This window comes from Sphingorhabdus sp., assembly GCF_040079335.1.
In the GTDB taxonomy this organism is placed as follows: Bacteria; Pseudomonadota; Alphaproteobacteria; order Sphingomonadales; family Sphingomonadaceae; genus Sphingorhabdus_B.
Genome location: NZ_JBEBKL010000004.1, coordinates 39,971 through 64,390, shown reverse-complemented (window position 1 = coordinate 64,390; position 24,420 = coordinate 39,971). Strand labels below are relative to the sequence as shown.

The 24,420-nt window shown below is 60.6% G+C and carries 12 protein-coding genes; 5 read left to right on the top strand and 7 right to left on the bottom strand.

Features of this window, described 5'->3' with window-relative positions; translation table 11 throughout:
- Positions 1–450: 450 nt before the first annotated feature.
- A complete protein-coding gene (locus ABL922_RS02515; RefSeq protein WP_349022629.1) occupies positions 451–1,089 on the top strand; it encodes a hypothetical protein in 639 nt (212 codons plus the stop codon).
- Positions 1,090–1,139: 50 nt separating this feature from the next.
- Here the strand turns inward: ABL922_RS02515 and ABL922_RS02510 are convergent, their stop codons facing one another.
- The 7 genes from ABL922_RS02510 to ABL922_RS02480 are packed head-to-tail and all read right to left on the bottom strand — an operon-like array spanning position 1,140 to position 16,925.
- Positions 1,140–4,268: a DEAD/DEAH box helicase gene (locus ABL922_RS02510; RefSeq protein ID WP_349022628.1), complete on the bottom strand. Its 3,129-nt coding sequence runs from the start codon at positions 4,266–4,268 to the stop codon at positions 1,140–1,142.
- Positions 4,258–6,114, bottom strand: coding sequence for a phospholipase D family protein (locus tag ABL922_RS02505; protein ID WP_349022627.1), 1,857 nt, complete (start codon positions 6,112–6,114; stop codon positions 4,258–4,260). Before ABL922_RS02505 ends, ABL922_RS02510 begins: the two co-directional genes overlap by 11 nt.
- Positions 6,104–7,288 (bottom strand): DUF6361 family protein, encoded by a 1,185-nt coding sequence (locus tag ABL922_RS02500; RefSeq protein WP_349022626.1) that lies wholly within the window; start codon positions 7,286–7,288, stop codon positions 6,104–6,106. The genes ABL922_RS02505 and ABL922_RS02500 overlap by 11 nt, the downstream gene beginning before the upstream one ends.
- 51 nt (positions 7,289–7,339) lie before the next feature.
- Positions 7,340–10,681 carry a DEAD/DEAH box helicase family protein gene (locus ABL922_RS02495; RefSeq protein WP_349022625.1) on the bottom strand — a complete coding sequence of 1,114 codons (3,342 nt, stop codon included), beginning with the start codon at positions 10,679–10,681 and terminating at the stop codon, positions 7,340–7,342.
- Between the two features lie 19 nt (positions 10,682–10,700).
- Positions 10,701–14,102, bottom strand: coding sequence for a UvrD-helicase domain-containing protein (locus ABL922_RS02490; RefSeq protein ID WP_349022624.1), 3,402 nt, complete (start codon positions 14,100–14,102; stop codon positions 10,701–10,703).
- Positions 14,102–16,765: a PD-(D/E)XK nuclease family protein gene (locus tag ABL922_RS02485; RefSeq protein WP_349022623.1), complete on the bottom strand. Its 2,664-nt coding sequence runs from the start codon at positions 16,763–16,765 to the stop codon at positions 14,102–14,104. The genes ABL922_RS02490 and ABL922_RS02485 overlap by 1 nt, the downstream gene beginning before the upstream one ends.
- Positions 16,766–16,781: 16 nt before the next feature.
- The gene (locus ABL922_RS02480) at positions 16,782–16,925 is read right to left on the bottom strand and encodes a hypothetical protein (RefSeq protein ID WP_312083342.1); all 144 of its coding nucleotides are present in this window, start codon (positions 16,923–16,925) and stop codon (positions 16,782–16,784) included.
- 125 nt (positions 16,926–17,050) lie between these two features.
- Here ABL922_RS02480 and ABL922_RS02475 point away from each other — a divergent pair, with 125 nt between their 5' ends.
- The 4 genes from ABL922_RS02475 (at position 17,051) to ABL922_RS02460 (ending at position 24,414) form a co-directional block, all read left to right on the top strand.
- Positions 17,051–17,935 (top strand): WYL domain-containing protein, encoded by an 885-nt coding sequence (locus tag ABL922_RS02475; protein ID WP_349022622.1) that lies wholly within the window; start codon positions 17,051–17,053, stop codon positions 17,933–17,935.
- Between the two features lie 381 nt (positions 17,936–18,316).
- Entirely contained in the window at positions 18,317–21,733 is a 3,417-nt protein-coding gene (locus ABL922_RS02470) for a DEAD/DEAH box helicase family protein (protein ID WP_349022621.1), read from the top strand.
- Entirely contained in the window at positions 21,734–23,257 is a 1,524-nt protein-coding gene (locus ABL922_RS02465; RefSeq protein ID WP_349022620.1) for a class I SAM-dependent DNA methyltransferase, read from the top strand.
- Positions 23,254–24,414 (top strand): restriction endonuclease subunit S, encoded by a 1,161-nt coding sequence (locus tag ABL922_RS02460; protein ID WP_349022619.1) that lies wholly within the window; start codon positions 23,254–23,256, stop codon positions 24,412–24,414. The genes ABL922_RS02465 and ABL922_RS02460 overlap by 4 nt, the downstream gene beginning before the upstream one ends.
- Positions 24,415–24,420: the final 6 nt, after the last annotated feature.

Genomic DNA, 24,420 nt, shown 5'->3' with positions numbered 1-24,420 from the left:
GGAAAAATTCCTAGACTCTAGGATGCCGTCCTAGTAAGAACATAACAAGAACGCAAGTCTAAAGTGAGTCGGACGGAGATGGAGCTTCTGGATCAGATTGAGACCTACCTTGCCCAGCACCGGATGCCACCGAGCAAGTTCGGACGGCTTGCAGTCGGAGACCCGAGGTTCGTGGAGGATCTGCGGGGAGGGCGGTCGCCCAGGGCCAAGACCTGCGATCGGATAAGGCAGTATCTCAAGAGAAAATAGGGCCGCTTGAGTCTTACGACTGCCGAAATACCTGCCGATGTTGTTGGCGGACCCCGCTAGTTCTTCGGAGGTTCGACAGGGGCTTTGAAAGCACGAAATCCGCAATTCATTTGCATCATCGCTATCAGCGAAACCATGCTATTTACGACAGCGCTGAGGATCAGATCGCCGTTAATGACCAAAGGAAGAGTGAGGCTGTACATGTCCGCCGAGCGACTACGGGAGATTGTCCGAGCATCGGTTCCACGCTTGTTTGCTCAGATCCACGGTGGCCGGATCGTATGTGAAAGCGAAGCGACGCTGCAACTCCACCTGGGAAGGATCATCGCTACCGTTGCAGACCTGGAGATCGCAAGCCCGCGGGAAACTTTCTCTATCGAACTCGAGAAACCACTAACGGGTGGGCGAGCAAAACGTGGACGCATTGACATCTGGTTCAAGCTCACCACCGATGCCGACTTGGAATGGCGGTGCGCCATCGAGCTGAAGTTTTTCAAAAAGATCAACCAGCGGGAGCCGAACAACCGCTACGATGTTTTCAAGGATATCGCGCGCCTTGAGCACTGCGCGGACGTGGCGGATGTCGGTTATGTGCTCGTCGCTTCCGACCATGCCCATTATATAAATCACGCCGCATACTCCGCCGACACACTTGATTTCGATTTGCGTCATGGAAAGACGTACGCAGCCGGAACACCGTTAACCTATCGAACCACGGTGCCTTACGGCCCGCCGATTACGCTCGCCCACGATTATCTTTTCGAATGGAACAAAGCGTCGGAGGGCTTGCGCTATCTATTGCTCGAAGTGACACCCGATCAGCCTGCCGTTGCGGCATAACCGCGGAGGGTCCCCACCACTCCCGCCGCAGAACGACAGTCAAAAGAATGTCAGGGTTCCAGACAGATCTGCATATCGGCAAGATCCTCGGCTTGCATGGCGGTTCCCATGAGGCTGTGAAGATATTCCAGCAGGTCTTCTTGACGCGGTTGGCCGAACGCGAGGCGATAGACGGTCAGGCTTCGTTTGAGCCACTCGAGTTTACGCACCTCGCGACTGAATGGGAGCATGAGCACGCGGCGTTCGACCTTCACGGGACCTTCGTAGATCCAGTAGGGAATGAGGTCAGAATCATTCTCGGTCTCGGCACGAGCGGCGTCGAACATGATCTGCCACGGATCATCGTGACCTGTCTCCCGCCCACGCACCACGTCGACCTGCCGATGCGCCAGATTGAGGCGGATTGCGTGACCCTTGAAGCGGTGGACACGCCCCTCGCGCTGCTCGAGATCGACCGGATTTCCGGGCAAGTTCCAGTGGTAGAGTCGATAGCAATAAGGGTGAAAGTCGAGACCTTCCTGTCCGACGGAGGTCGTGGCCAGCGCGAAGGGTCGGAACGGTGAGTTGAAGGCGTCGCGAACGCTGGAGAGGCGTGCGGCCCCACCTTCCTCGTCCTTGTAGTCGGCCAGGCGCATGGCGAAGCGCCCGCGCATCTGGAACTTGTTGATCACCAGCTTCTTACCGTCGACCGTTGGATCCTCGACATCGATCTGCGAGGGGCGAATGGCCAACGCATCCGAGATCGCCTTGCTGATCCCAGCGATACGATCGACGGCTGGCTTGGCGCCCAAGCCCTCGGCGTCGAGCAGATAGTGGACGTACTCGTCGAGAACGGCCTGAAGGTTATGCTCGACGCCGTAGGTGAGCACCTGGCGCCAATAGCGGTCATCGTCGTCCTTGCGGAGGAGGGCGACGGCGTCGTGCTGGTTGAAAAGCGTGCGGAAACCCCAGGAGATCTGGTTCGCCGCCTTCAGAAGTCGATGATCGTCCCAAGCGAGATCGGGCGCGATCCGATGCAATGCGCGCAACGCACAGACCGCGGGGCTGCCGAGGGCAACGTCGACCAAAAGATCAAGTAGCGCATCCGGCACGGGTCCGAAGGTACGCTCGGTCGTCACCGTGCGCAGTTCGGCCACATGCTCCTTGAAGCCCTCCTCGTTGCCGAGGAGCGCAAAGCCGTAGGGCGAGTTAACCCAGGATACAGATCCGGCTCCGGCCATGGCGTCGATGACGGCCGGCGCAGCCCATTCCCAATCGCGACCATCGGCGGTGTCGCCGGATCGCTCGGCGAGTGCCGAGACGCTCTCGCGCAAACGGTCGGCGGCGGCTTTGCGCATAGCATCGACAGATAGGGTCTCGTTCGACTCTCCAAAGATCGCAAGGGGGTCGGCAAGGCGTGCCAAGGTCGGTGACGGATAGACCAGGTGCATCGCGCGCATAGCGACAAGTCGTCCTTGATTTTGCCGGAACTGGATGGGACGTGGGCGAACATGGCCGAAATAGCGCTGCCCCGAAGCGCCGACGCCCATACGCCGTTCAGCCTCGTAGGACAGGATTGCCGCGATCGCATCGGGAACCATCGACCAGGATGAGAAGATCAAAGCTTTGGTCAGCGGCGGCCCGGATCGTTCGGGACCGTAATATGGCAGGGATGGCGGGATCCACAGATGTTGATCGAGACCATCGCCGAACACATCATCCATGACGCCGCGCATCCGACCGTTGGCAGGTTCGAGCGGCTCATAGGCGTCAAGCCGGTTGTGATCGAGCATGGCGGGCCGTGCGCGTTCGAGCGCTGCGCACAGATTGGGCGCCGGCTTGTCGAGTTGGTCTTTCAAAAGTCGCTTGAGGGCATAGTCGCGCATGAAGTTGAGGAGATAGGGCGCGGACTTCCAGTATTCGGTAATCTCTGGGGCATCGAGCGCGCGCGCGACGTCCGACACTGCTGCGGCCTGGCGCAGGTCAGATGGCAGGATCGTGATGGCCATCGACGGTTCGCTCACCATCGAGTCTCGCTCTATGGTGCTGGCCACGCGTTCGGTGCGTGCCATCACCTTGCGCAGCCGGTTTTCGACGACTTGGCGCGCGCCGATGGCCTCAGTTCGCGCACCTGGCAGTGCATGGAGGAAGCCACGAAACTCGCGCATCTCGCGTTCCAGCGTCTTGGCCACGTCGGGACCGTTGGTCCGACCGTAGAGGAAGGACAGGGTCTCCAGAAAGTCACGGTAATGCTCGCCATCGTCGGGTTCGTCGCCCGACAGGGTCAGCATCCGGTAGGGCGTGGCGGAAAGCAGGAGCGTGCGTGCGGCATGACCCTTGCCGTCAGAATACTCGAACAGCTCGCGAGCGAGTTCCGCAGCGGGGGTTTCGCCGTGGAGCAAGTCCCGGAACCGTTGAAACTCATCCATGATGATCAGGTCAGGTTTCAGGGCGTCGATGCAGGCGTGCGAGAGTTTGCCGCGAAGGCGACCGACCAAGGCATTGCGTCGCTGGTTCAGCTCTTGAGGATAAGTATCACGTCGACGTGGGAAGAGGTCGCATACCGCCTCCAGTTCCGTGAACATCTCGGTATCTTTTTCGACGTCGCGGCGGAAGCGTTCAATGATCCGTTGATCGACACCATCCAGGGACAGCTCGCGGACGGCGGCATTCCAACCATCAACACCGGCGGACACCTGAAGCAGATTGTGCAGGCCGCGCTGCCGCGACACCCGGTCTTCGAGCATCCGCAGCAGCAAGGCGCGTTCCTGTGTAACGCCTGTGGTCGAGCGCAGGTCAAAGGTTGTGCCCGGTGTCAAGCTGATGAAGTTGACCTTGTTGGCGTCGAGCCCCTGATCGCCCCGGACCTGGAGCGGTATAAGCGTCATGCGGGTCGGCAACGCCAGCTCGCGCCGGCCAAGCACATTGAGGCGATTGATGTTTTGAGCCGCAATCGCCTGATTGGAACAGATATAGAGGATATCGATCCGGTCGGTGCTGTCCCAAAGTTTCTCGATTGTGCGGGCGATGACACCGCGCGCGACCATGGTTTTGCCAAGGCCCACTTCGTCCGCGACCAGAAATTGCCTCACGGGATCCTGATTGCCGTAGAGCCGGTCAAACACATAATCGACTGTACGACGCTGAAAGGCTTTCAGCGGAGCGAGGGCAGCTTCTGCTTCAAACCGGTTATCCGCCATGGCTGAGGCCCTGATCTTGGAGGGCGATGCGGAAAGCATCCCAAAGGGTTCGGAAATCACTGGGTATCGGATCGGCACCGGTATCGTTGCCGGCTTCCAATCGCGTCATCAGGCGTTCGATCGCATGTAGTCTTTCGCCTCCACGACATAAGGCGCGAACCATATCTTCCAAGAGCGGCGCGTCGTCGGCGGCACTGGCCCAAGCCATGCTGCCGGAACCCTCCTGCGCCGCCAAGGCCGCGGAGAATGGATCGCCGAGTTCTGACAACAGGAGCCGCAAATAACGAAAGAACGCATCTCGGCTGTCGATCACCCAGCGAAGAATGGCGGCATGGCGTTCGGGCGGAAGGCCTTCCATCACCAGACTGGTGCTAAAGAGAGCTGACACCTGGGCGCTGTCTGCGGTCAACCGGAAGGCCAGAAAGCGGGTGAGGTCGACTATCGGCATGGCACCGAGTTCAACGGCTGTTCCTGTGCGAAGGGCATCCAGAACATCACAGGCATGGCCGTCTCCTCGGGTGATGGACCAGACCTGTAGCGAGGCGATGCCGACAAGCGGCAACGGCTCCGTAGGAATGAGCCAGACGCGCCACGGGTGCGCATCGCCGTCAATGCTCTCGATCCGCTCACAGCGCAGGTGCAATCCACCGCGGCACAAGGCGCGGCGTGCGTCGTCGAGCCGGGCCTCTGCGGCGATAGTGGCTGGATCGATGGGTTCGAGCTCGCTGGCAACGAAGGTGCGGGTCAGGCGCCCAAAGCCCTTCTCGCCCATGATCTGCTCGACGCTTCCGACCTTAGATCGCTTGCCTCTGAGCGAGGCGAAGAGCTCCACATTGTTCCCCGACAAAAGGGCGGGACGCGTCGCATTGCCAGACCCAATCGTCAGAATCGTGTCCCATCCCGTCTCGGCGATGAACGCCTTGGCGTGTAGCCCCTGAAGCGCGCTGATGGAGACCTCTTCGCCGTCTTCGCTGGCGGCCATTTCGTCGAGGACGGAAACGCGTTCAAAAGCGTCCAGCGTGGCGCTGTCGACGCAAGCCAATTGATCCGGGCGGCTGATGATGACGGGCTTTTCTGCTGTCGGGAGCCCGCTGAGCAGGTTGAGCGCACTGGTGTCGCAAAAGGGCGAGATGACGCCCAGTCGCGCGCAGGACGCAGGCTGCCAGATTTTGCCACCAAACCCGTTGACCGCGAAGCTGACCTCGTCGAACCGGTCGGGCACGGTCCACCGGGCGCGCCGAATATCTTCGGCAACCTCAGCGGTCAGTGTGCGCGCATCGTCGGAGATGCCAGCGACGGCGAGGTCTGGCAGTCGGCTCAGAAGATCGAACAGCGGCCGGTTGTTCGCATCGGGACGGCGCGTCAGCTCGCCGTCGAGGCGTAGCGAGATGTCCCAGGACCGATCTCGCGTAAGGTTGCGCGAGAGTACCAGCAGCCGCAGGAGCGTCGGATCTTCGGCGCGCGTCGGCCGATAGCGGAGAGCCCAGAGCTTCGGATGAAACGCACCTTCGCGCGGTGCGGCGACTTCGACGATGATGCGTTCGAGCAGAGAGCAGAGCCGTGAATGAGGGCGGCTTTGAGCATGTAGATGTCCTGCATCGGCATAGATGACGAGGCGTCCAGCGATCCGCTCGGCGCCTTCGAGCAGCGCCAGTGGGTGGGTGAGAATGTCGTCACGATTTTCGGCCGCGAACAGGGCGAGGCTGACGGGTGTGGCGAGCGCGGTTTCGAAATCGAGCGAGAAAGTCGTCGCGATCGCAGCGTCGAAGACATAGCCCGGAGGGGGCTGCAGGCTGTCGCCGTAGAGAACGCGGGTTTCTGGGTCGAGCGTCGTTCTATTCAGCACTGGCAAGATCCCGCAGGTGCGACTTGGCTTGCGCCCATCGGAAGGTCAGCGGCTCGACACCAGAAGCGCCTGTCCAACGGTCTCGCACGGCTCGGTTGGCAAATCGGGACTGGCTTGTTTTCAGTCGCCGCTCGCGATCCTGCACAAGACGGCCGGCCGGTGTCAGCGCACCGTCTAGGACGCTGCCCGAGGTCAACATGCCAAGCCATTCGGCGACGAAGCGTTTGGCTGCGGGCCGAATGCTGTGTGCGGGGTGATCGGTCGCCGCCCAGAACGCATCGAGTGACCAAGCCCGGATTGCGACCATGTCCAGGCTGGATTGCCATTCGGCAAACCGCACCTCGTATTTCTCGATCCATTCGGCCCGATCACGGAGCCGGCTGAGCAGCAAGTTGTAGAGCAGTGAGGCGCCGTGCATCACGCTGGAGAATATCGCGCCATGGCCGACCAATGTGCGGGCATCGTCAGGGAAATCGGCAAGGTGGGGGTGCTCCCAGATGTTGTCGCATTCAGCTTGGTTGGACCCGCTTCGCGCTAAAAACGCCAAGAGGCTGTGCGGTTGATGGGCGATGAGCCGGTCAATGATGAACTGTGCCTCGTCGAGCGAGAGCTTGAACTGCGTATGGTCGAGCAGGTCGGTGGGCCGCGCGGGTAGTGTCGGGGTCCAGATCTGAAGGGCTTGGGCCTCGGACGCTGAATCCTCGCTTTCGCGGACGCGAGGCCGCGCGCGTTGGAGATGGCGCATGGACGAAAAAAGGTTGTCGGTTGAGCCAGGGAAGAGACGGATGCCCCATGTGCCAAGCCCGGCCCAGTAGACCGAACTGGGCAGTCTCTGGAGGTCCGCACCGGCATCCCTGCCAATGATGCCGTTGGACTCGCCACCGGCCTTGAGCGCGTTGGCGAGCCGGTTTTCGAGGGCGCGCGCTTCGCTCGCGAGCTGATCCGCCCCGGCCGATGATCCTTCGAGCATCTGGAACAGCCAAGGGATGAACAGCATGTAGCGCAGTCGGGTTTGGATCGTGCTGGTGCCCGGGAAAAGGTGATCGGCGATAGAATCGCGGATGCCGCCCAGACCGAGTTCGTCGCGGGTTTCCCGCTCCTGGAATAGCGCCATAATCCGCTGCGCGCGCTGGCGCTCGGCTTCATCGAAATCAATCCAGGCAAGTGAAGACATTGGCCCCCCGTGGCTTATTCAATGGACGACTGGTGCCCTTGTGATCGATTGTCAGTCGCTGCCTATGACACGAAGACGCATTCCGCGAGTTTCGAGCAGGTAAGTCTCGACGCCGGCCAACAGGTGGAGTCCCTCTTCCCCAATGGCTTTCCGCGACAGGCCAGGTTGCACGATCCGAACGTCAAATTCGAACCGATAATCCTGCCACCCCGCCTTCAGCTTCTTGATCGCGGCCGCGGAGCCCGTTTCGATCCGAGAGCTGAGACCTCTGTCACGGCGCTTCTGCTCACGCTTGAGCATATGCTGCAGCATTCGGTTGGGGCGGTCGCGCCAACGCGCCGATTTCTGGGCCTGTCCACAAACCTCGTACAGGTCGTCGAGCCGCGCGCCCGGCGTATCGGCCCCGGAATATTTGCAGTGGAACAGGGTGGCTGAAACGACGCTGTCGGTAATCCGCAAGGCGACGACGTCTGCGATCTCACCCTTGCCGTCATCATCGAAGATCACGTCATACGGATCGGGGTCCGTTAGCAGGGCCTCGATCACCGTGCGCTGGACGGAGTCTGCGCGCTTGGCCGTGCCCTGCGATTCGACGCGGATATTGGCTTTCGACCAGTCCCAGGCTTCGATCTTGGCCACCGGGTAGGGCTCGACCGTCTCGCCTTCCGGCAGGCTGTAGAGGTGGCTGTAGATGAGCAGCGAGCCATCGCCAAAGTCAATCTGAGGCGAGTCGTCGGCGAAGGATTCCGAAAGCGACTGGATCTTGCTGCCGATCTTGATCGTGGCCTTGGGGCCAATGCGCTGCGGATAGCGGGCGCCGCCATCGCTGAACACGATCTCGAACTCGGCCGAATGATCGTCACTACGAACCGCAAAACGCAGCGGCCCCGTGCGGGCATTATCGAGCAGCTCTATATCGCACTCCGTGAACGAGATCGGTTGATCGGCGAACGAGATCTCGATGCGTTCTTCGATCTGCATGATCAACGATTCAGGCCAGTGGATCGCGACGGGTGGTACGGTCGGGCGCTCGTTGATCTGGCGGGGGCGCATCGCGCTCTTGAAGACCCCATCGGTTGTGATGCTCGGGTCGTTGACTGTGCGGCCGACATCCTGACACCAATCAACCCAATCGGTGAGGTCGCGAACTTTCGCGCTCGACCAGAACTTGCCTTTGGCGGAGCAGCCGCGCGAGGCGGGCATTCCGTCAAGAAAGCCCGTGGCGAAGATGTTGTTCTTGATTCTTGATTGGGACTTTGCGCTGTCGAGACCGTCGGCGACGTCAACGCCCATGTACATGGAATAGCGAACCCCTCGGCCCTGGTGATGGGTAAGTCCGAGATTGCGCAGAATGAGTCGCTTGAACCCATGGAGGCTGCGAAACACTTCTTCGCCTTCGACGCGGCGGGCGGTCTCGCCGCACACCGCTTTGGCGAGACGGTCAAAAGGTCCCTTTGCGGAACTGCTGATGTAGAGCAGTCCGCTAGCCTGATCCCAGTGCAGCATGTGCAGCTCCCAGGTCACGTTGACCGCTTGCTGCGCGGTGGTCCAACGGGCCTGTTCTTCGGCGCGCGTCACGAAGATCGCCACGCGTTTGTGAGCGTTGAGCTTCATGCCGAGATAGACACCGGCGTCGTAGAGCTCTTCGGCTTGGAACGGGTCCCAAGCGTCGCAGGCCGTGCGGTAGACCACGGCATTCATCTTTGGCTCAAGCGTCTGGAGCGGAATGTCGCTCAGATCGCCGGAGAACCCCTTGAACATCTCGGCGCGGCGTACCTGACGTTCGATCTTTGCCGAACTGAGGGCCTCCACCAGCGCGTTCCAGTCTGCATCTTCTGCATAGAGCTTGGCGAGTGAACGATCCACGTCATCGACGCCGGTGTTGGCAATGACCGTGGCGTCTCCCAACCTCGGATCCTGGCGTGTAAAGCGGCCGACGAACTGGATCGTGACTGCGACGCTCTTGTGATGATCGTGCAGCGCCGCGATTTTCAATTCCGGTAGGTCGAAGCCCTCACCGAGCATGTCGACGCAGACGATGATCCGGCTGTCAAACCGTCGCAAAGCGGCAAGATTCTCGCGACGCTCCTTAAGCGACTGCTGGCTGTGAACGATGACGGGTCGGTAGTCCGGGTAGGCAAGCGTGTAGAGGCGATGGAGATACTTGGCGCGCTCAATGGTGCTGCACCGGGCCATCGCCAGATGATTGAGGCCGCCATCCAGATCGGCGGCGAGCACGTCACCTAGCTTGTCGATGATCGCCTGGTCGGCGTCGAGCTGATCGAGGCCGAACACCGCCTCGAACCGGATCGGCTTGAAGTACCCCTCCTGCTGCGCCTTCTTCAGCGGATATGTATAGATGAACTCCCCGTCGACGCGGCGGCCATCTTCGCGGAACGGTGTGGCAGTGAACTGGACGACCGGAATGGGCGGCGTGCGTTCGGCGAACAGTCCGCGAAAGGATGCCCAGGTGCGAGCCCCGATGTGGTGTGCCTCATCGATGAAGAGCGCCGAAGCTCGGGTCGCCATATGCTCCTGAACCGGCGGTTCGGCGCGGCCGGCAATATGCATGGTGGTGACGATGACATTGGCGCTGTCGAAGATCTGATCGACTTCGGCGATCGAGGTGGGGATGCGGGTAAGCCGGGTGACGACTGGGAACAGCGCAGAGGCATCGAGACACGACTGTGCCTTCAGGACACCAAACGTTTCGAACTTCGCGGCGATCTGTTCGCGCAGCGCATCCGTCGGAACCACGACGAGCAAGCGATCAAACCGCTGACGCGCATTGAGCGCAAGCATGGTCTCCGTCTTGCCTGTGCCGGTCGGCATGACGATCGTAGCCGGGTCTGTCGAGCGCGTCGCATGAGCAAGCGCGGCGTGAAGGGCGCCGATCTGCGGCCGCCGTAATCCCGGATAAAGCGGTTTGTCATCTGTGGCCGCACGACCTTCGCGGAGATGAAACGCATCCTCCCAGGATGCCGTAACGCCGGTCAGCCGGTGCAGCATGGCCTGGGGGCTCAATGCTGCCGGATCGATCGGCTTTGGATGCAGCCAACGCCCTTCACCACGTTCGAGCGCCTCACGGATGGATTGGGCCGTTGTCGCGCCGGGGACAAGCAGGACAAGATCGGCATCGAGCGAGGCTGCCGTCTTGGCGCTAATGATTTTGAGCGTCTCGCCGCTTTTCAGGTTCGCCTCAAAGCCGCTTACCCGCCGAACCGTGAACGGCTTCAGGCGGCATGGTGTGAGAGCGGAGAAAACCGCCTGCTGACGCACAGCGCTGCCCAAGAGCCTGCCTTCCAGCGCCAGCAGAGCCGGGAACAGAAGCGTAACCTCCTCGCTGAACAGATCATCCTGTTTAGGCACCTTGGCGGTCGCTCGCGTCAGCATGACGTCCGTTCCCTTCTCTTCAGGCGGCCAGGGGCGCGGGTGAGGACGTGACGGTGATGACTTGACCTGTCGTGACGAGCACAATCAGGCCGCGGTCACTCCCCGTCATGTCGAGATAGGCCCGCACCTGCGCGCGGTAATGATTGAGGGTTTCGGCTGTCGGCTGGACATCGCTTTTCCAGTCGATGACGACGGCTGGCCTACCCGCGCTGTCGAAGCTGGTGGCGTCAGCGATCCCCACGGTCGCCTGTTCGACGCCGTCAACGTCCACCGCTGCATAGACCGCCAGTTCGGGCACCAACGACGGACGCAACTCCGCAATCTCGGGGAGCGCCAATGTGCTGACCACGCAACCGGCAAGCTCATCTGGAGAAAGGCCAAGAGAAGGGTCTGGCATTACGGGTCTGCCGATCTCCCCGATGAGTGCTCGTGCGCGCTTGCTGAGGGCTCCGGCATCGTCTGGCGTTTCGCCGGTTAGCACTTCTTCCAGCAGCTTGTGCAGGATCAGGCCCCTTTCGCGGCCGCCCTGAACATTGGGGCGCACCCCCTCGTCATCGGGCTGACCGGCCTCCGACGCTGCCCAGATTTCTACCGCTTCCGGGGTCAAAACCGGTCCATCGGCGCTTTCGTCGCGGCTTGGTGCAAGCCAGATCAGGCGGTGTTGACGCGCTACGATCGACGCCGCTTCAGCGGCGAAGTCATCCCGGGTCTGGTCGTTGGCTTCGCCGCCTGCGGCAAGGCCAAGCTCGGGCGGCAAATGCGCGAGGTCGAGCGCCGGCAGTTCGGCTAGCGATAGATCCAGAAGCGAAATCCATGCCGACTTCGATTGCGCCGCGTCGAGGCGCGGAAGTACCAGAAGCTCACGGGCGCGTGTTGCTGCGACATACCACAAGCGGATGCGCTCGCGGTCTAGTTCGGCCTTCTCGGCGTCACGCGCAGCGTCATAGCCAACCGGCCTAACCCCAAACACCGGGCAATAGAAGGTGTTGCTGTCGCGGTCGGTCACCGCGCTTTCGGGTGCCATGATGCCGGTCATCGTGTTGATCGGGACGACGATCGGCCATTCAAGGCCCTTGGCCGCGTGCATCGTATAGAGCGCCACCGCCTCTTCCTGAGCATCGGGCCGTCCCTCGACCGCCCGCGCCTCATCGGTCCACGCCGCTGTCATCGTCTCGGCGAAAGCGCGCAGCCCGCGAACAGCGAAGGATGTGGTCAGGCTGAGATAGAGATCGACGTTGGCAAGCGCGCGCTCTGCTTGGCCGCGATGGCGTTCCAGCAGGATGGGACGGACCCGCAGCGCGTTGATCGCTTGCGACAAAAGGTCGTGCGGTGTGGTGCTGTTGGTTTGACGATAGAGCGCCTGTAGCGTCTCGATGGTCGATCGGGCCAGGGGATGCGCGATATGCTCGAGCTCAACACCGAGGTCGAGGCGGGGCAGCCGTTCGGGATCGTCTTCGGCACGAGGAAGCGCCCAGATGATGTCGAGCAGTTCTTCTTCGGTCAGACCGACGAGCGGGCCGCGCAGCAATGCCCCGAGGGCGAGCGTGTCACGGCGGTCGGCGAGAATACGCGTCAGCGCGATCAGATCCTGGATCTCCTGGCGGCGGAACAGGCCTTTGCCTGCCTGCGTGGCGACCGGGATGCCGTAGCGTTCGAGCGCCTCCTCGTATCGCCAAAGATCACTGCCGGTGGGCGCAAGCAGCGCGATGTCGCCTGGCCTGCAAGTTCGACTGGCGCCGGAGCGACGATCGAGGATCATCTCACTGCCAATCAGCCGGGCGCACATTTGGGCGATCGCGTCGGCTTCAGCGTCGCGCTGTTGTTCGGCTGAGGCTTTGCCGTTCTCGTCGGCAATGGCGACGTCGAGAGCCGCTACGCAAAGGGCCTCGCCGCGATCGCTGTGAAAGGGATCGAGCGCCGTGAAGCCCGGCTGGCCCTCGCTCGAAAGCAGCGCCTCGAAGCGTTCGTTCACATAGGACAGGATCGGCGCGCAGGAACGGAAATTGGTAGAGATCGCCAGCACGCTGTCAGGGTCCTGCGCGAGATAGGCATCGCGCGCCCGGACATAGGCGCTGACATCGGCGCCGCGGAAGCGATAGATCGCCTGCTTGGGATCACCCACGAGGAAGAGCGCGCCGGAACGGATCGTGAAGGCGCTCCAGTCTGCGCTCGCGACCCCGGCCGGCGGCTCGCCACAGAGGCGCCAGAAGATTTCCGTCTGAAGCGGGTCAGTATCCTGAAACTCGTCGACAAGGACGTGGGCGAAGCGGGCGGCGAGGGAGCGTCGGACATCGTCGTGATCACGCAAAAGATCGCGCGCCGCAAAGATCAGATCGTCGAAATCGAGCTGGGCGGCCGAACGCTTATAGTCCCGGAAACGGGCCAGCACAGGCTGCACCTGATCGATGAGGTCGCACAGGACGCGACTGGCGACGTTCTGGACCAGATCCTGCCAGGCTTGGCAGCACGCGGCGTAATGCGCTTCCGCCGCGATGTTCAGCCGTTCGCCTTCAGTTTTGGCCAAGCCTTCGCGCTTGGCGGCTTCGACCCATTTGCCTTTCTTCTTGTAGGCAAGGAAAGAGCCGGTTTTAGTGCAGAGGTCGGGATGTGGCGGCGAAACCAGCAATCGCACCAAGCCGACTGGCGCTTCGATGATCGGCCCGCTGTCGAGCCCTGCCGCCATTCCGGCGAAGCGCTCGGCGAGCATGGCGGTTTCTTCCTCCACTGCTGGCGCGGTGCGGATGAACTCCATCAGACCATCGACGGCATGTTGGAAAGCGCTCAGATGCGGGGCCAGGTCGCTGACCGGCGGCGCGCAGACGGTCCTGCGTTTGCGCAGGTTGGCGACGATCTTGTGGATCAAGCCCACGGTTTCGCCGGGATTGTGCAGCACCATTTCCGCGATGATGCCGCCTTCACCGCCCGAGAGCTGTTCGCGCAGCCACGTCTCGACGATTTCATTGAAGGCGAGATCGGCCTGGTTGCGGTCCATCACGCTCGCACCGGGATCGATGTCCGCCTCGACCGGGTAGGGTTTGATCAGCCGCTGGCAGAAGCCATGGATTGTCGAGCAGGTGATCTCGTCGATCACCGATGCAGCGGCCGCAAGGTTCGCGCTGTGGTTGGCTGACAAGCCGTCGGGAAATGCGATGCGCAACTCGATCGGAATTGTGCCGGCCGCGAGGTCGGCGACGAAGTCGCGAACGCGGATCAGCAGCTCGCTGGCTGCCAATTCCGTAAAGGTGACGGCTGCGATCGACTTGGGCGTGATGCCCTCGGCGAGCATGGCGGCGATGCGGCCGGCCATCACGGCTGTCTTGCCGGAGCCTGCGCCGGCCTCGACCAGGATCGAGCGATCATGGACGCCGATTGCGGTGCGGCGTGCGGCGTCATCGCGCAGTGTGTTGGTAGCAGCGATCATCACTGTGCCTCCCAGACCAGCGCAACATCGCCGAAAGCTTCGGTCGCGGCGGGCAGTTTTCGTTTGCAGTAGGTGGCGCCCGCATTGGCCGGCAGGGCGAACGCCAGATCGTCGTATGCGCCGCCAGTGTCCGGACCGATGAGGGCCTGACCGGATTGAAGGTTCGCCCGGGCGGCTTGCAAGTAGCCGGTGATCTCGGTGAGCGTCGCTTCCGGGTCGCCGAGCTGGAAGTCGACCTGATCGCGCGGAAAGAGCAGCGATGCACTGATCGACACGTCGTCGCCAAGGAGCGCCTTGACGGCGAAGGCATAGAGGCAGCGTTGCAACTCGCGGCCACCGTCTAGACTGATATCGTCCTTGGGCGGCCGTCCGGTCTTATAATCGCGAACGAGCGCGCGCTTGCCGTCGCCGGCAATGTCCAGGCGATCAATATAGCCGGCGATGCGAAAGCCGGTTGCGGGGATTTCGACGGGTGTCTGCGAATCCCACGGGCTGGCTGCGTCCGCCTTGGGCGTTGCGCCGCCGAAGGCAACTTCGCCAAAAGAGCGGGCGTCGGGCAGATGCTCGTCGCCGTAAGTCAGGGCGCGCGTGGTGAGAATCCGGGCGTCGTCGAGCGTCCGTCGCCAGATGAGCGCCGGTGGGACCGCTCGTTCGCTTTCCCACACGACCGCGATCCTGGCAGCAGCATCCTGCACGGCGCCAGCGATCTGCACTTCGTCAGCCGTGGCGAGGCCGCCGGCCTTTTCAAGCGTCGCAAGCGCCAGATCGAGTGTCATGTGAACCAGGTCGCCCATGGCCAATGCATCAAGGACAAGCGGGTCCGCGCCGCTCTCTGGCGCGCGCAGGCGCATCCCGTAGTGCCATACAAAGCCGAGCGGGCTGCGGAGCAGCAGACGAAGCGAACTGGCCGATTGGGTCCGGCCGAGGATGGCCTGCAGGAGCGGATGGTCGGCGCGGACCAATCCATCGTGCGGTGTGATCTCCTTGCGATGCCAGTTCCGCCAGGCCGTGGTGGCGCTGATGGCCTGGCTGTCCCGCGCGAACTCATCGGGTCGCGCCATCAACCGATCGGTCTCGCTGAATGCGTGAGCAGGAACCGCATTGCGCCGGATGTAGATCTCGTCAGATGCCGGACCGAGCAGCGCGCTGCGCCCCAGCAAGCGGCCTTCGCTGTCGCGACGAGCGCGCGACATGGCGATCTGACCGCTCGTCGTGGCGAGGATGGTCTCAAAGTCTCGCCGATCCGCCGCGCCGACTGGCAGCGGGTCCAGCTCGGCGGTTGGGATGATGTGATCAGAAATCAGACGATCTTCGAAAATGCCGCGCGGCCAGCGCGATGAGTTCATGCCGATGAGCCGAACGAAACGGCGCGGTGAAGCCGCCAAGGCGCTTGCGGGCATCCAGGCCACCGAAACGCAGGCCTCAAGCCCGTCATCTTGTTTCAGGCTGTCCAGGGTCGCATCGAGCGACCCAGATGGTCCAGCTTGCAGAGCCTTGCGCCAGATCGCCAGGGCGCGACCGGACAGAAAGGCTGCGCCGATCTCGTCGGCTGCCGGATGTCCCTTCGCCAACAGATCAATGATGCCACGCAAGGTCGGCGTATGATCCGTCGCGTCGGGCCAGTCGTCGGCGGTCAGCCGGTCCAGCAAGCGTTGCCAAGATGCTGGCGACGCTAGCGGCGCGTCGGTCGGCAGGACCCGCAGCCAGCCCTGCGGCAAGCCGCCAAACGGGCCGGTTTCCGAACCGCACAATGCTGCGAGCCGACGCATCCGGGTCTGCGAGAAGCCGCGAATAAGGAAATCCGCAAGCGCCGCAGCCGCCTGACCGTCCCGGGTTGTCGTGACCTTGATGCCGTGGACGAAATGAAGATCCAGGTTCGCATCGGCGCGCAGGGCGAGGAGGTGATCGTCATAGTCACCGGTCGATGCTGCCGCGATCGCGATGTCTGAGGGCTCCGCTTCGCCTGAAGCCATCAGGCCCCGCGCCCATCGAATGGCCTCGATCGCCTCGTGATAGGCAGTCGCGGCGCTGACCATGCTGATTGCCGGAGCGGTCGGGTCTGCCCGGCTGACCGTGACGTCGAACGCGTCCAGCCACGGCGGGGTCGGCCGAGGGCCGGCTGTCCAGCGCACCGAAGTATGCGCGGTGAGTTCCTGCAGGAGTGGACGCCAGCACGGCGAAAGCTCGGTGGTACCGACGATCTCGACCGGACCCAAAACCGCATGAGCATGAGCAATGCGCTCCAATGCGCGGGCCACGAGATCGGTAGGACGCATCATACCGGGCGGCAACTGGGCTAGAACCGCAGCTTCCAGGCGCGCGATCGAGTCGAGCCGAGGATGATCCCCGGCGCGAGCGGCCAGGTCGATACCGGCCCGCCACGCCTTGTGGAGGGTGTCGGCCGCCGCATCGACCATACCAGGAAGCAGCTTGATGCTTTCCAACTCTCCGAGGGTCGTGTCCGGCAGCACCGCCTGAATCGCGGTTCGCAAACACTCGTCATCGATCGGACGGGCGAAGCCGCCGGCCAGACGGACCGCGAGTTCTTCAAATGACATGATCTGTACGCCGTGTCGGCGTTGGCGCGCCGCGTCGAGGCGCAACTCGCGCATCGCCAAACGGCCATGGGCGACGATGGTCCGCCGGTTGGAAAGGGTGGTCATCGTCGTTCTCCCTGACTTACTTCTTGTTCGGGCGCTGCGTCAGCGCCGAAGCCGCCGCCGATTTTGCCGCCGCGCTCGACTTGGGATCGCGCAGCACTTGTGACGCCGCAGTCGCGGCCTTCTTGCTCGTCACTTCACTCTTCGAGGGGGTCTTGGCCATATGGTCCTCCTGTTGCCCGGAACGGTTTCGCTTGACGCGACTCCGCAATGAGAATAGAAAATACACATGTAGTTTGTATATGTCCAGATAGTTTTTATCTGTATTTGGCTTGGAGGAAGATTCGGATGGCGGAAAGCCTGACGACATTGAAGTGGGGCGTAGAGCGTCGGCTCGAGTTCATCGAGTTTCGCCTGTTCTGGGAGGGCGGGGTCAATCGCTCGGACATCATCGAGATGTTCGGTGTCTCCGTGCCGCAAGCGTCGAAAGATTTGACGCTCTACCAGGAGCGAGCACCTCACAACGCCCTCTACGACAAGAGCGCCAAGCGGTACGTTGCGAGTGACCAATTTGAACCCCATTTCCTCCAGCCCGACCCTGACGGCTATCTGTCGCGCCTGCGGTCGGTGGCTGAAGGGCTGATCGATCTATCGGAATCATGGATCACCCAGGTTCCTGACACTGACATCGCCTTGACGCCCCGGAGGGACATCGACTCGTCCGTGCTGCGCGCAGTCCTCAGCGCCGTGCGCGATCACCGGTCGGTGGAGATTCACTATCAGTCTATGAACAAGGATCGGCCCGATCCGATCTGGCGACGGATCACGCCCCATGCCTTCGGTTATGACGGCTTCCGCTGGCATGTTCGCAGCTATTGTCACGTCACCGACAAGTTCAAGGATTTCCTGCTGCCGCGCATTCTCGGGATCGGTAGCTTCGGCGAGCCTGGCGCTGCCGCAAAGCAAGATGCCCTTTGGCAAGAGCGATTCGGCGTCGAGATTGGACCTCACCCGGATCTGACAGCGAGCCAACAAGCCGTCGTCGCCAAGGACTATGGGATGGAGAAGGGCTCGGCAGTACTCACAGTGCGCTATGCGATGCTGTTCTATGTTCTGAAGCGTCTTGGCCTCTTGGCCGATGCCGCAAAACTGTCGGCCAGGAGCCAACACATAGTTGTCGTCAATCAGGCAGAGACAAAGGCGGCTTTGGAGAAAGCAGATTTTGCGGTTTGAACAAACGTGTCGCAGCGTTCAGGGCTGGTAGCGCCCCAGCTTGACCTTATGCCAGATACTCGCACCAGGCAGATAAGCTGCCTCTTTCTGAAGCAGAGTGATCGAGCCCGCATTCGAGTTGACACGCTTGATTTATGAGTATATAAAAACGACGGATATATAAACAAGCCTGATTAATTTGGAGCGCACGATGACTGCCGTTCATGCAAAAGGGTTTCGATGGATGCTCGGGCGAAGGCTCGAGTTCGTCGAATATCGCCTTTTTGGGGGACGTGGCGGCAATCGGTCTGACCTCGTCGAAGTGGTAGGCGTTTCCGCCCTGCAGGCGAAATTCGTCAAAAACTTTCAAGCGTTTGACGGAGCTCTCTTCGAGGCAACACGATGAAATCGCGCAACTTCGAAATTCTCCGCGAAATTTGGCCAGAGCTTGCGTCGCTTGGGGGTTTTGCCGAGGCGTATGCTCATGACGATCCTGCTAGTGCTCTCGTAAAGCTTCGTTTGTTCGCAGAAAACCTGACCAAAGATATCTATCGTGACTTGGGCTTGCCAAAGCCTGAGCACGCGACCTTTGTCGATCTGCTGGGCAATGCATCCTTTGTGGCAATCACACCCAAAGTGGTTTTGGATAAGCTCCACGCCCTTCGAATTCACGGCAACAAGGCTGCCCATGGTGAGCCAGCTACAGTTCCAACAGCACTCTGGCTGATCCAGGAAGCGTTTGACCTTGGCCGATGGCTTTTCGTCCAGTTTGCGAATGGCAATGCCGTTGCCCTTCCGCAGTTTGAGCAGCCGACGCCGGACGCCACCGATGACAGCAAAGGTCAGCTCAAGCGCGAAAAACGACAGGTGCTAGAAAAGCTGGCCGCGCAAGAAGCGCAGATGGATGCGCTTTTGCGCGAGCTGGACGCCGCGCGCACAGCTGCTTCGACAGCGGAAAAGAAAATTGTAGAAATCCAGTCGCTGGCGTCATCCGGCGTGGCAGCTGCAAACATGCTTGCCTTCGATGAGGCTACGACACGTGCCCGCATCATCGACAGCCTGCTTGCCACGGCCAACTGGAATGTCGGACTTGGAAAAGTAAGCACAGCCGAGGTGGGCAAGGAGCTTGAGGTCAAACATCAGCCTACTGCGTCTGGCCTTGGCTATGCCGACTATGTCCTTTGGGATGACAACGGAAGTCCTCTTGCTGTCATTGAGGCCAAGAAAACTTCAGTCGACCCTGAGCGGGGAAGGCAACAGGCAAAACTGTATGCAGACGGACTTGAGAAGATGCATGGGCAACGCCCAGTTATCTTTTACACCAATGGCTATGACATTTGGATGTGGGACGACGTTCTCGGTTATCCGCCACGGAAGGTGTTCGGTTACTATTCGAAGGACAGCCTGCAATATCTCGTTAATTTTCAGCGGGCTAGCAGAAAAGCACTCAACTCACTCGAACCCGATGTCGCGATTGTTAATCGCCTTTATCAGATCGAGGCGATCAAACGCGTCACAGAGCGATTTACGGACAGCCACCGAAAGGCGCTCGTCGTTCAGGCAACCGGCACCGGCAAGACCCGCGTTGCGATTGCCCTGGCTGAATTGCTGATTCGTGCAGGCTGGGTAAAGCGCGTCCTTTTCCTTTGCGATCGTCGTGAATTACGCAAGCAGGCCAAGAACGCCTTCGGCGACTTTCTGTCCGAGCCGATCCGTATCGTCAGCTCGCGGGTGAACCAATCGGCGAGTGAACGGATATTCCTTGCGACCTATCCTGCTATGCAGAAGGTCTACCAGTCGTTCGATGTTGGGTTCTTTGATCTGATCATCGCCGACGAGTCCCATCGAAGCATATACAATGTCTATGGCGACATGTTTCACTACTTCGACTGCCTTCAGATCGGCTTGACTGCGACGCCGATCGATTTCGTGTCGCGCAACACTTTCAGCCTTTTTGGTTGCGAAGGCCAACTGCCGACAGCGAATTACGATCTAGAACAGGCAGTTCAGGATGGGTTTCTCACGCCATTTGAAGTCTTCGAGCATACGACACAGTTCATGCGCGATGGGATCAGGCTCGATATCCTTACCAAAGAGCAGATTCAGGAGCTTGAGGCACAGGGCGAGGACCCGGCACAGTACGATTTCTCCTCGGAGCAGATCGACAAGATCATCTACAACAAAGACACCAATCGCGCGATCCTGCGAAACCTGATGGAAAACGGACTGCGCGACGCGACAGGTCAGCTTCCAGGCAAGAGCATCATCTTCGCACGCAATCACCAACATGCGGTGCTCATGAGGCAGATGTTCGATGAGATGTATCCACAGTACGGCGGGCGCTTCTGTCAGGTCATCGACAATTACGATCCACGCGCAGAGCAGCTCATCGACGATTTCAAAGGTGACGGTGCCAACTCCGAGCTCACCATCGCGATTTCGGTCGATATGCTCGACACCGGCATCGACATCCCGGAAATCCTGAACCTTGTCTTCGCCAAACCGGTTCGTTCTCCGGTCAAGTTCTGGCAGATGATCGGGAGGGGAACGCGCCTGAAGCCCGACCTTTACGGGGTGGGCAAGGACAAGAAAATTTTCCGCATCTTCGATCATTGGGGGAATTTCGAACGCTTCGAAATGGGCTACCGGCCGGCCGAGCCGGCCCAGTCTAAGCCCTTGCTCCAACTGGTTTTCGAGGAACGGGTGCTTCTCGCTGAAACGGCGCTTCGCATGAGCGAAGTCGCGGTTTTCGACGAAGTGATCGAGCTAATCGCAAAAGACATCGAGGCGCTGCCAGAGGAATCTGTTTCGGTTCGCGAGAAGTGGCGCGAGAAGCGCGCTGTGGCCGTTCCGACAACTCTGAGGACGTTTGCGCCCGCGACAGTTGCGATGCTCCGACAGGTCATTGCGCCGCTAATGCAATGGCGAAACGTCCGGGGCTCAAGCGATGCCTACGCGCTGGATCTCTTGATGGCGCGCGCCCAGATCGCCGTTTTGCGAAGATCCGCTGATGTCGATGACCTGAAGATCGATCTGCTCGATCGGCTCTCGGCGCTTCAGATGCACCTCAACCCGGTGCGGGAGAAGGCGGAGGTCATCAAGCGGGTCAAGTCCGACGATTTCTGGACGGGCGTAACGGTCGCCGATCTGGAGTCGGTTCGCAAACCGCTTCGCGAAATCATGCATCACCGTGATCGCCAGGGCGCCATGCCGCTACCGGCGAAGATTATCGACGTGACCGAGGATGCCGCTGGCTTCCAAACCAATCGTCGGGCCACCAGCCTCAAGACCGTCGACATGAAAGCATACCAGCAGATAGTCGAGGCCGAATTGAAGCGGCATTTCGACACGAACCCTACGCTCAAGAAAATTCGTACGGGCGAACCTGTTTCGGGCGGCGACATCAAGGCGCTTGTCTCGCTTGTCTTGGTCCAGAGTCCGAACGCAAGCCGGGACGTGCTCGAAGAGTTCTTTGCCGACACCGCGGTTCCGCTGGATTTCGCGATCCGCTCGATCGTCGGACTTGACCCGGAGGCGGTTGCAGCGCGCTTCGCGGACTTCGCGCGGCGGCACCCCAGCCTTACCGCGAAGCAGACGCGTTTTCTCGGTCTGCTGCAAAACCACATCGCCCGTTTCGGGTCGGTTACGCTGGACCGCCTCTATGAGCAACCGTTTACCGTGGTCGACGCGGACGGCTTTGATGGCGTGTTTGAAAAACCGGAGGAGATCGACGATCTGCTCGACATCCTCAGCGTCTTCGCGCCGCCCGCAGAAGCCCGCGCGGGAACGACAGATTCGCCTGAAAGGACGAAGCACTAAATGATTACCGGTGATCTCAAGCGCAAGGTGGACGCCCTCTGGACCGAGTTCTGGCAGGGCGGCATCACCAACCCGTTGACCGTGATCGAACAGATCACGTTCCTCATGTTCGCGCGCCTGCTCGACATCAACGAAACCCGTGACGAGAACCGCCAGAAGCGGACGGGAAAGTCGTTCCAGCGCCGGTTTTCGGATGACGAGCAAAGCCTGCGCTGGTCGCAATTACGGCATCTGGGTGCCGACGCCATGCTGCCTCTGGTGCGTGACAAGGTGTTCCCGCATTTCCGCAAATCATCGACAAGCGGCACCGCCTTCGCGGAGTTCATGAAGGACGCGCAGCTGATGATACAGAAGCCGAGCCTTTTGGTGAAGGCGGTTAACATGATCGACCAGTTGCCGTTGACCGAAGGCGACGCCAAGGGCGATCTCTATGAGTACCTCCTCAGCAAGCTGACCACGGCCGGCATCAATGGCCAGTTCCGCACGCCGCGCCACATCATCCGGTTGATGGTGGAGATGCTGGAGCCCAAGCCCACCGACGTGATCAGCGATCCGTCGTGCGGTACGGGCGGCTTTCTCGTCCAAACGATGCAGTATCTCCTGGAAACCTACACCTCGCCCGAGGGTGTTCTGGAAGAGACCGATCCCGAGACCGGCAAGACCGAGAAGACCTATACCGGCGATCTGCTAGAAGACCACCGCGACCATATCCGCAGCGCCATGTTCCACGGGTTTGATTTTGATGCGACCATGCTGCGCATCGCCGCGATGAACCTGATGCTCCACGGCGTCGACGATCCCGATATCCATTATCAGGACACGCTGAGCGCAGGCTTCACCGATAAGTTTCCCAAGGCGGCGGCCGACGGCTTCGATGTCATCCTGGCCAATCCGCCGTTCAAGGGTAGCCTCGATTTCGAAGACGTTCACGCCTCGCTGCTGCGTCAGGTGAAGACCAAGAAGACGGAACTGCTGTTCCTCGTGCTGATCCTGCGCATGCTGAAGACCGGCGGTCGCTCGGCCACTATCGTGCCGGACGGGGTGCTGTTTGGCTCGTCCACCGCCCATGTTGCTCTGCGCAAGCTGCTGCTGGATCACAACCAGCTTGAGGCGGTGATTTCGCTGCCGAGCGGTGTGTTCAAGCCCTATGCGGGGGTCAGCACCGGCATTCTGGTATTCACCAAGGGCGGGCGCACCGACGATGTGTTTTTCTACGATGTCGAGGCCGACGGCTATTCGCTCGATGACAAGCGCGATCCGGTGGACGCCAACGACCTGCCGATCTGCCTGGCGGCGTGGCGGAACAGAGATGCCGGGCGCGACACCGACCGGACGCAAAAGGCGTTCATGGTGCCCGCGAGCGATATTCGTGAGGCGAATTACGACCTGTCGCTGAGCAAGTACAAAGTCCGCGCGCACGTCGCGCAGGAATATGAGGCGCCAGCAATCATTCTGGACCGGATGAAGAAACTGAATGACGATATCGCGACCGATCTCGCCGAGCTTGAGGAACTGCTCGGATGACCGGCACGATACCTCTTGGCGAACTGATCACAATCCGGGGCGGCGGAACACCAAGCCGATCGATCCCGGCTTACTGGAATGGTGCTGTCCGCTGGGCGACGGTTAAAGACTTCAAGTCTACGGAGTTGGCCGAAACCCAAGAGAGTATCACTCCCGAGGGGATTTGTGATTCCGCGACCAACGTCATCCCTGCTGGTTCGGTCATCGTTCCGACGCGGATGGCCGTCGGAAAAGCAGCGATCAACACGATTGACCTTGCTATCAATCAGGATTTGAAAGCGCTGCTACCCGGTAGCAAAGTTGATCCTCGCTTCCTTCTCCATTTCATGCTGACTCAAGGCCAATACCTTGAAAGTCAAGCACAAGGAGCAACAGTAAAGGGTATCAAGCTTGATCTATTGCGGTCGCTCCCGTTCCCGAAAATCTCACCGAGCGAACAACGCCGGATCGCGGCGATCCTCGACAAGGCCGACGCCATCCGCCGCAAACGCGAGCTAGCGCTCGCCCTTGCCGACGATTTCCTCCGGTCTGTTTTTCTGGAGATGTTTGGTGATCCCGGCACTAACCCGCTGGGTCTGCCACAGCGAGCTTTGGCGAATTGTTCCCGGCTCACGTCTGGGGCAACCCCCAGCAAGGCAAACGCAAAATTCTGGGATGGCCGGTTTCCGTGGGTTTCACCCAAGGACATGAAGGTTGATACGATTTGGGACGCAGAAGACCACGTTTCGGAATTAGTTTTCGAACAAACGAACCTCAAGAAAATTCCTCCTGGCACACCCCTGATCGTCGTGCGTGGCATGATCTTGGCGCATACCGTTCCACTGGCCATGAGCGCGACTGAGGTGGCTATCAACCAAGACATGAAGGCGATCCACTTCGATAGCGACATTGACCCGATGTTTGGATTCTGGTGCCTGAAGGTGCAGCACGATTCCATCCTTGGCCGAGTTGATACCGCGGCCCATGGAACCAAGCGCCTTGATACAGATAGGCTGGGTGAAGTGATGATCACCGTTCCGAGAGACAACGCCCAACAAGAATTCCTCGCCGTTGTCCGAAAGTTTCGCGAGATGCGAACTAAATTGGTCGATGCAACCGCCGAGGCATCAGACAATTTCGCCGCTCTCTCTCAACGCGCCTTTCGCGGCGAACTTTAGGATCGC

What these genes read in the sequence shown, in the direction of transcription:
- ABL922_RS02515 (WP_349022629.1), top strand. Translation starts at nt 451, where the DNA reads ATGTCCGCCGAGCGACTACGGGAGATTGTCCGAGCATCGGTTCCACGC.
- ABL922_RS02510 (WP_349022628.1), bottom strand. Translation starts at nt 4,268, where the DNA reads ATGGCGGATAACCGGTTTGAAGCAGAAGCTGCCCTCGCTCCGCTGAAA.
- ABL922_RS02500 (WP_349022626.1), bottom strand. Translation starts at nt 7,288, where the DNA reads ATGTCTTCACTTGCCTGGATTGATTTCGATGAAGCCGAGCGCCAGCGC.
- ABL922_RS02495 (WP_349022625.1), bottom strand. Translation starts at nt 10,681, where the DNA reads ATGCTGACGCGAGCGACCGCCAAGGTGCCTAAACAGGATGATCTGTTC.
- ABL922_RS02490 (WP_349022624.1), bottom strand. Translation starts at nt 14,102, where the DNA reads ATGATCGCTGCTACCAACACACTGCGCGATGACGCCGCACGCCGCACC.
- ABL922_RS02485 (WP_349022623.1), bottom strand. Translation starts at nt 16,765, where the DNA reads ATGACCACCCTTTCCAACCGGCGGACCATCGTCGCCCATGGCCGTTTG.
- ABL922_RS02480 (WP_312083342.1), bottom strand. Translation starts at nt 16,925, where the DNA reads ATGGCCAAGACCCCCTCGAAGAGTGAAGTGACGAGCAAGAAGGCCGCG.
- ABL922_RS02475 (WP_349022622.1), top strand. Translation starts at nt 17,051, where the DNA reads ATGGCGGAAAGCCTGACGACATTGAAGTGGGGCGTAGAGCGTCGGCTC.
- ABL922_RS02470 (WP_349022621.1), top strand. Translation starts at nt 18,317, where the DNA reads ATGAAATCGCGCAACTTCGAAATTCTCCGCGAAATTTGGCCAGAGCTT.
- ABL922_RS02465 (WP_349022620.1), top strand. Translation starts at nt 21,734, where the DNA reads ATGATTACCGGTGATCTCAAGCGCAAGGTGGACGCCCTCTGGACCGAG.
- ABL922_RS02460 (WP_349022619.1), top strand. Translation starts at nt 23,254, where the DNA reads ATGACCGGCACGATACCTCTTGGCGAACTGATCACAATCCGGGGCGGC.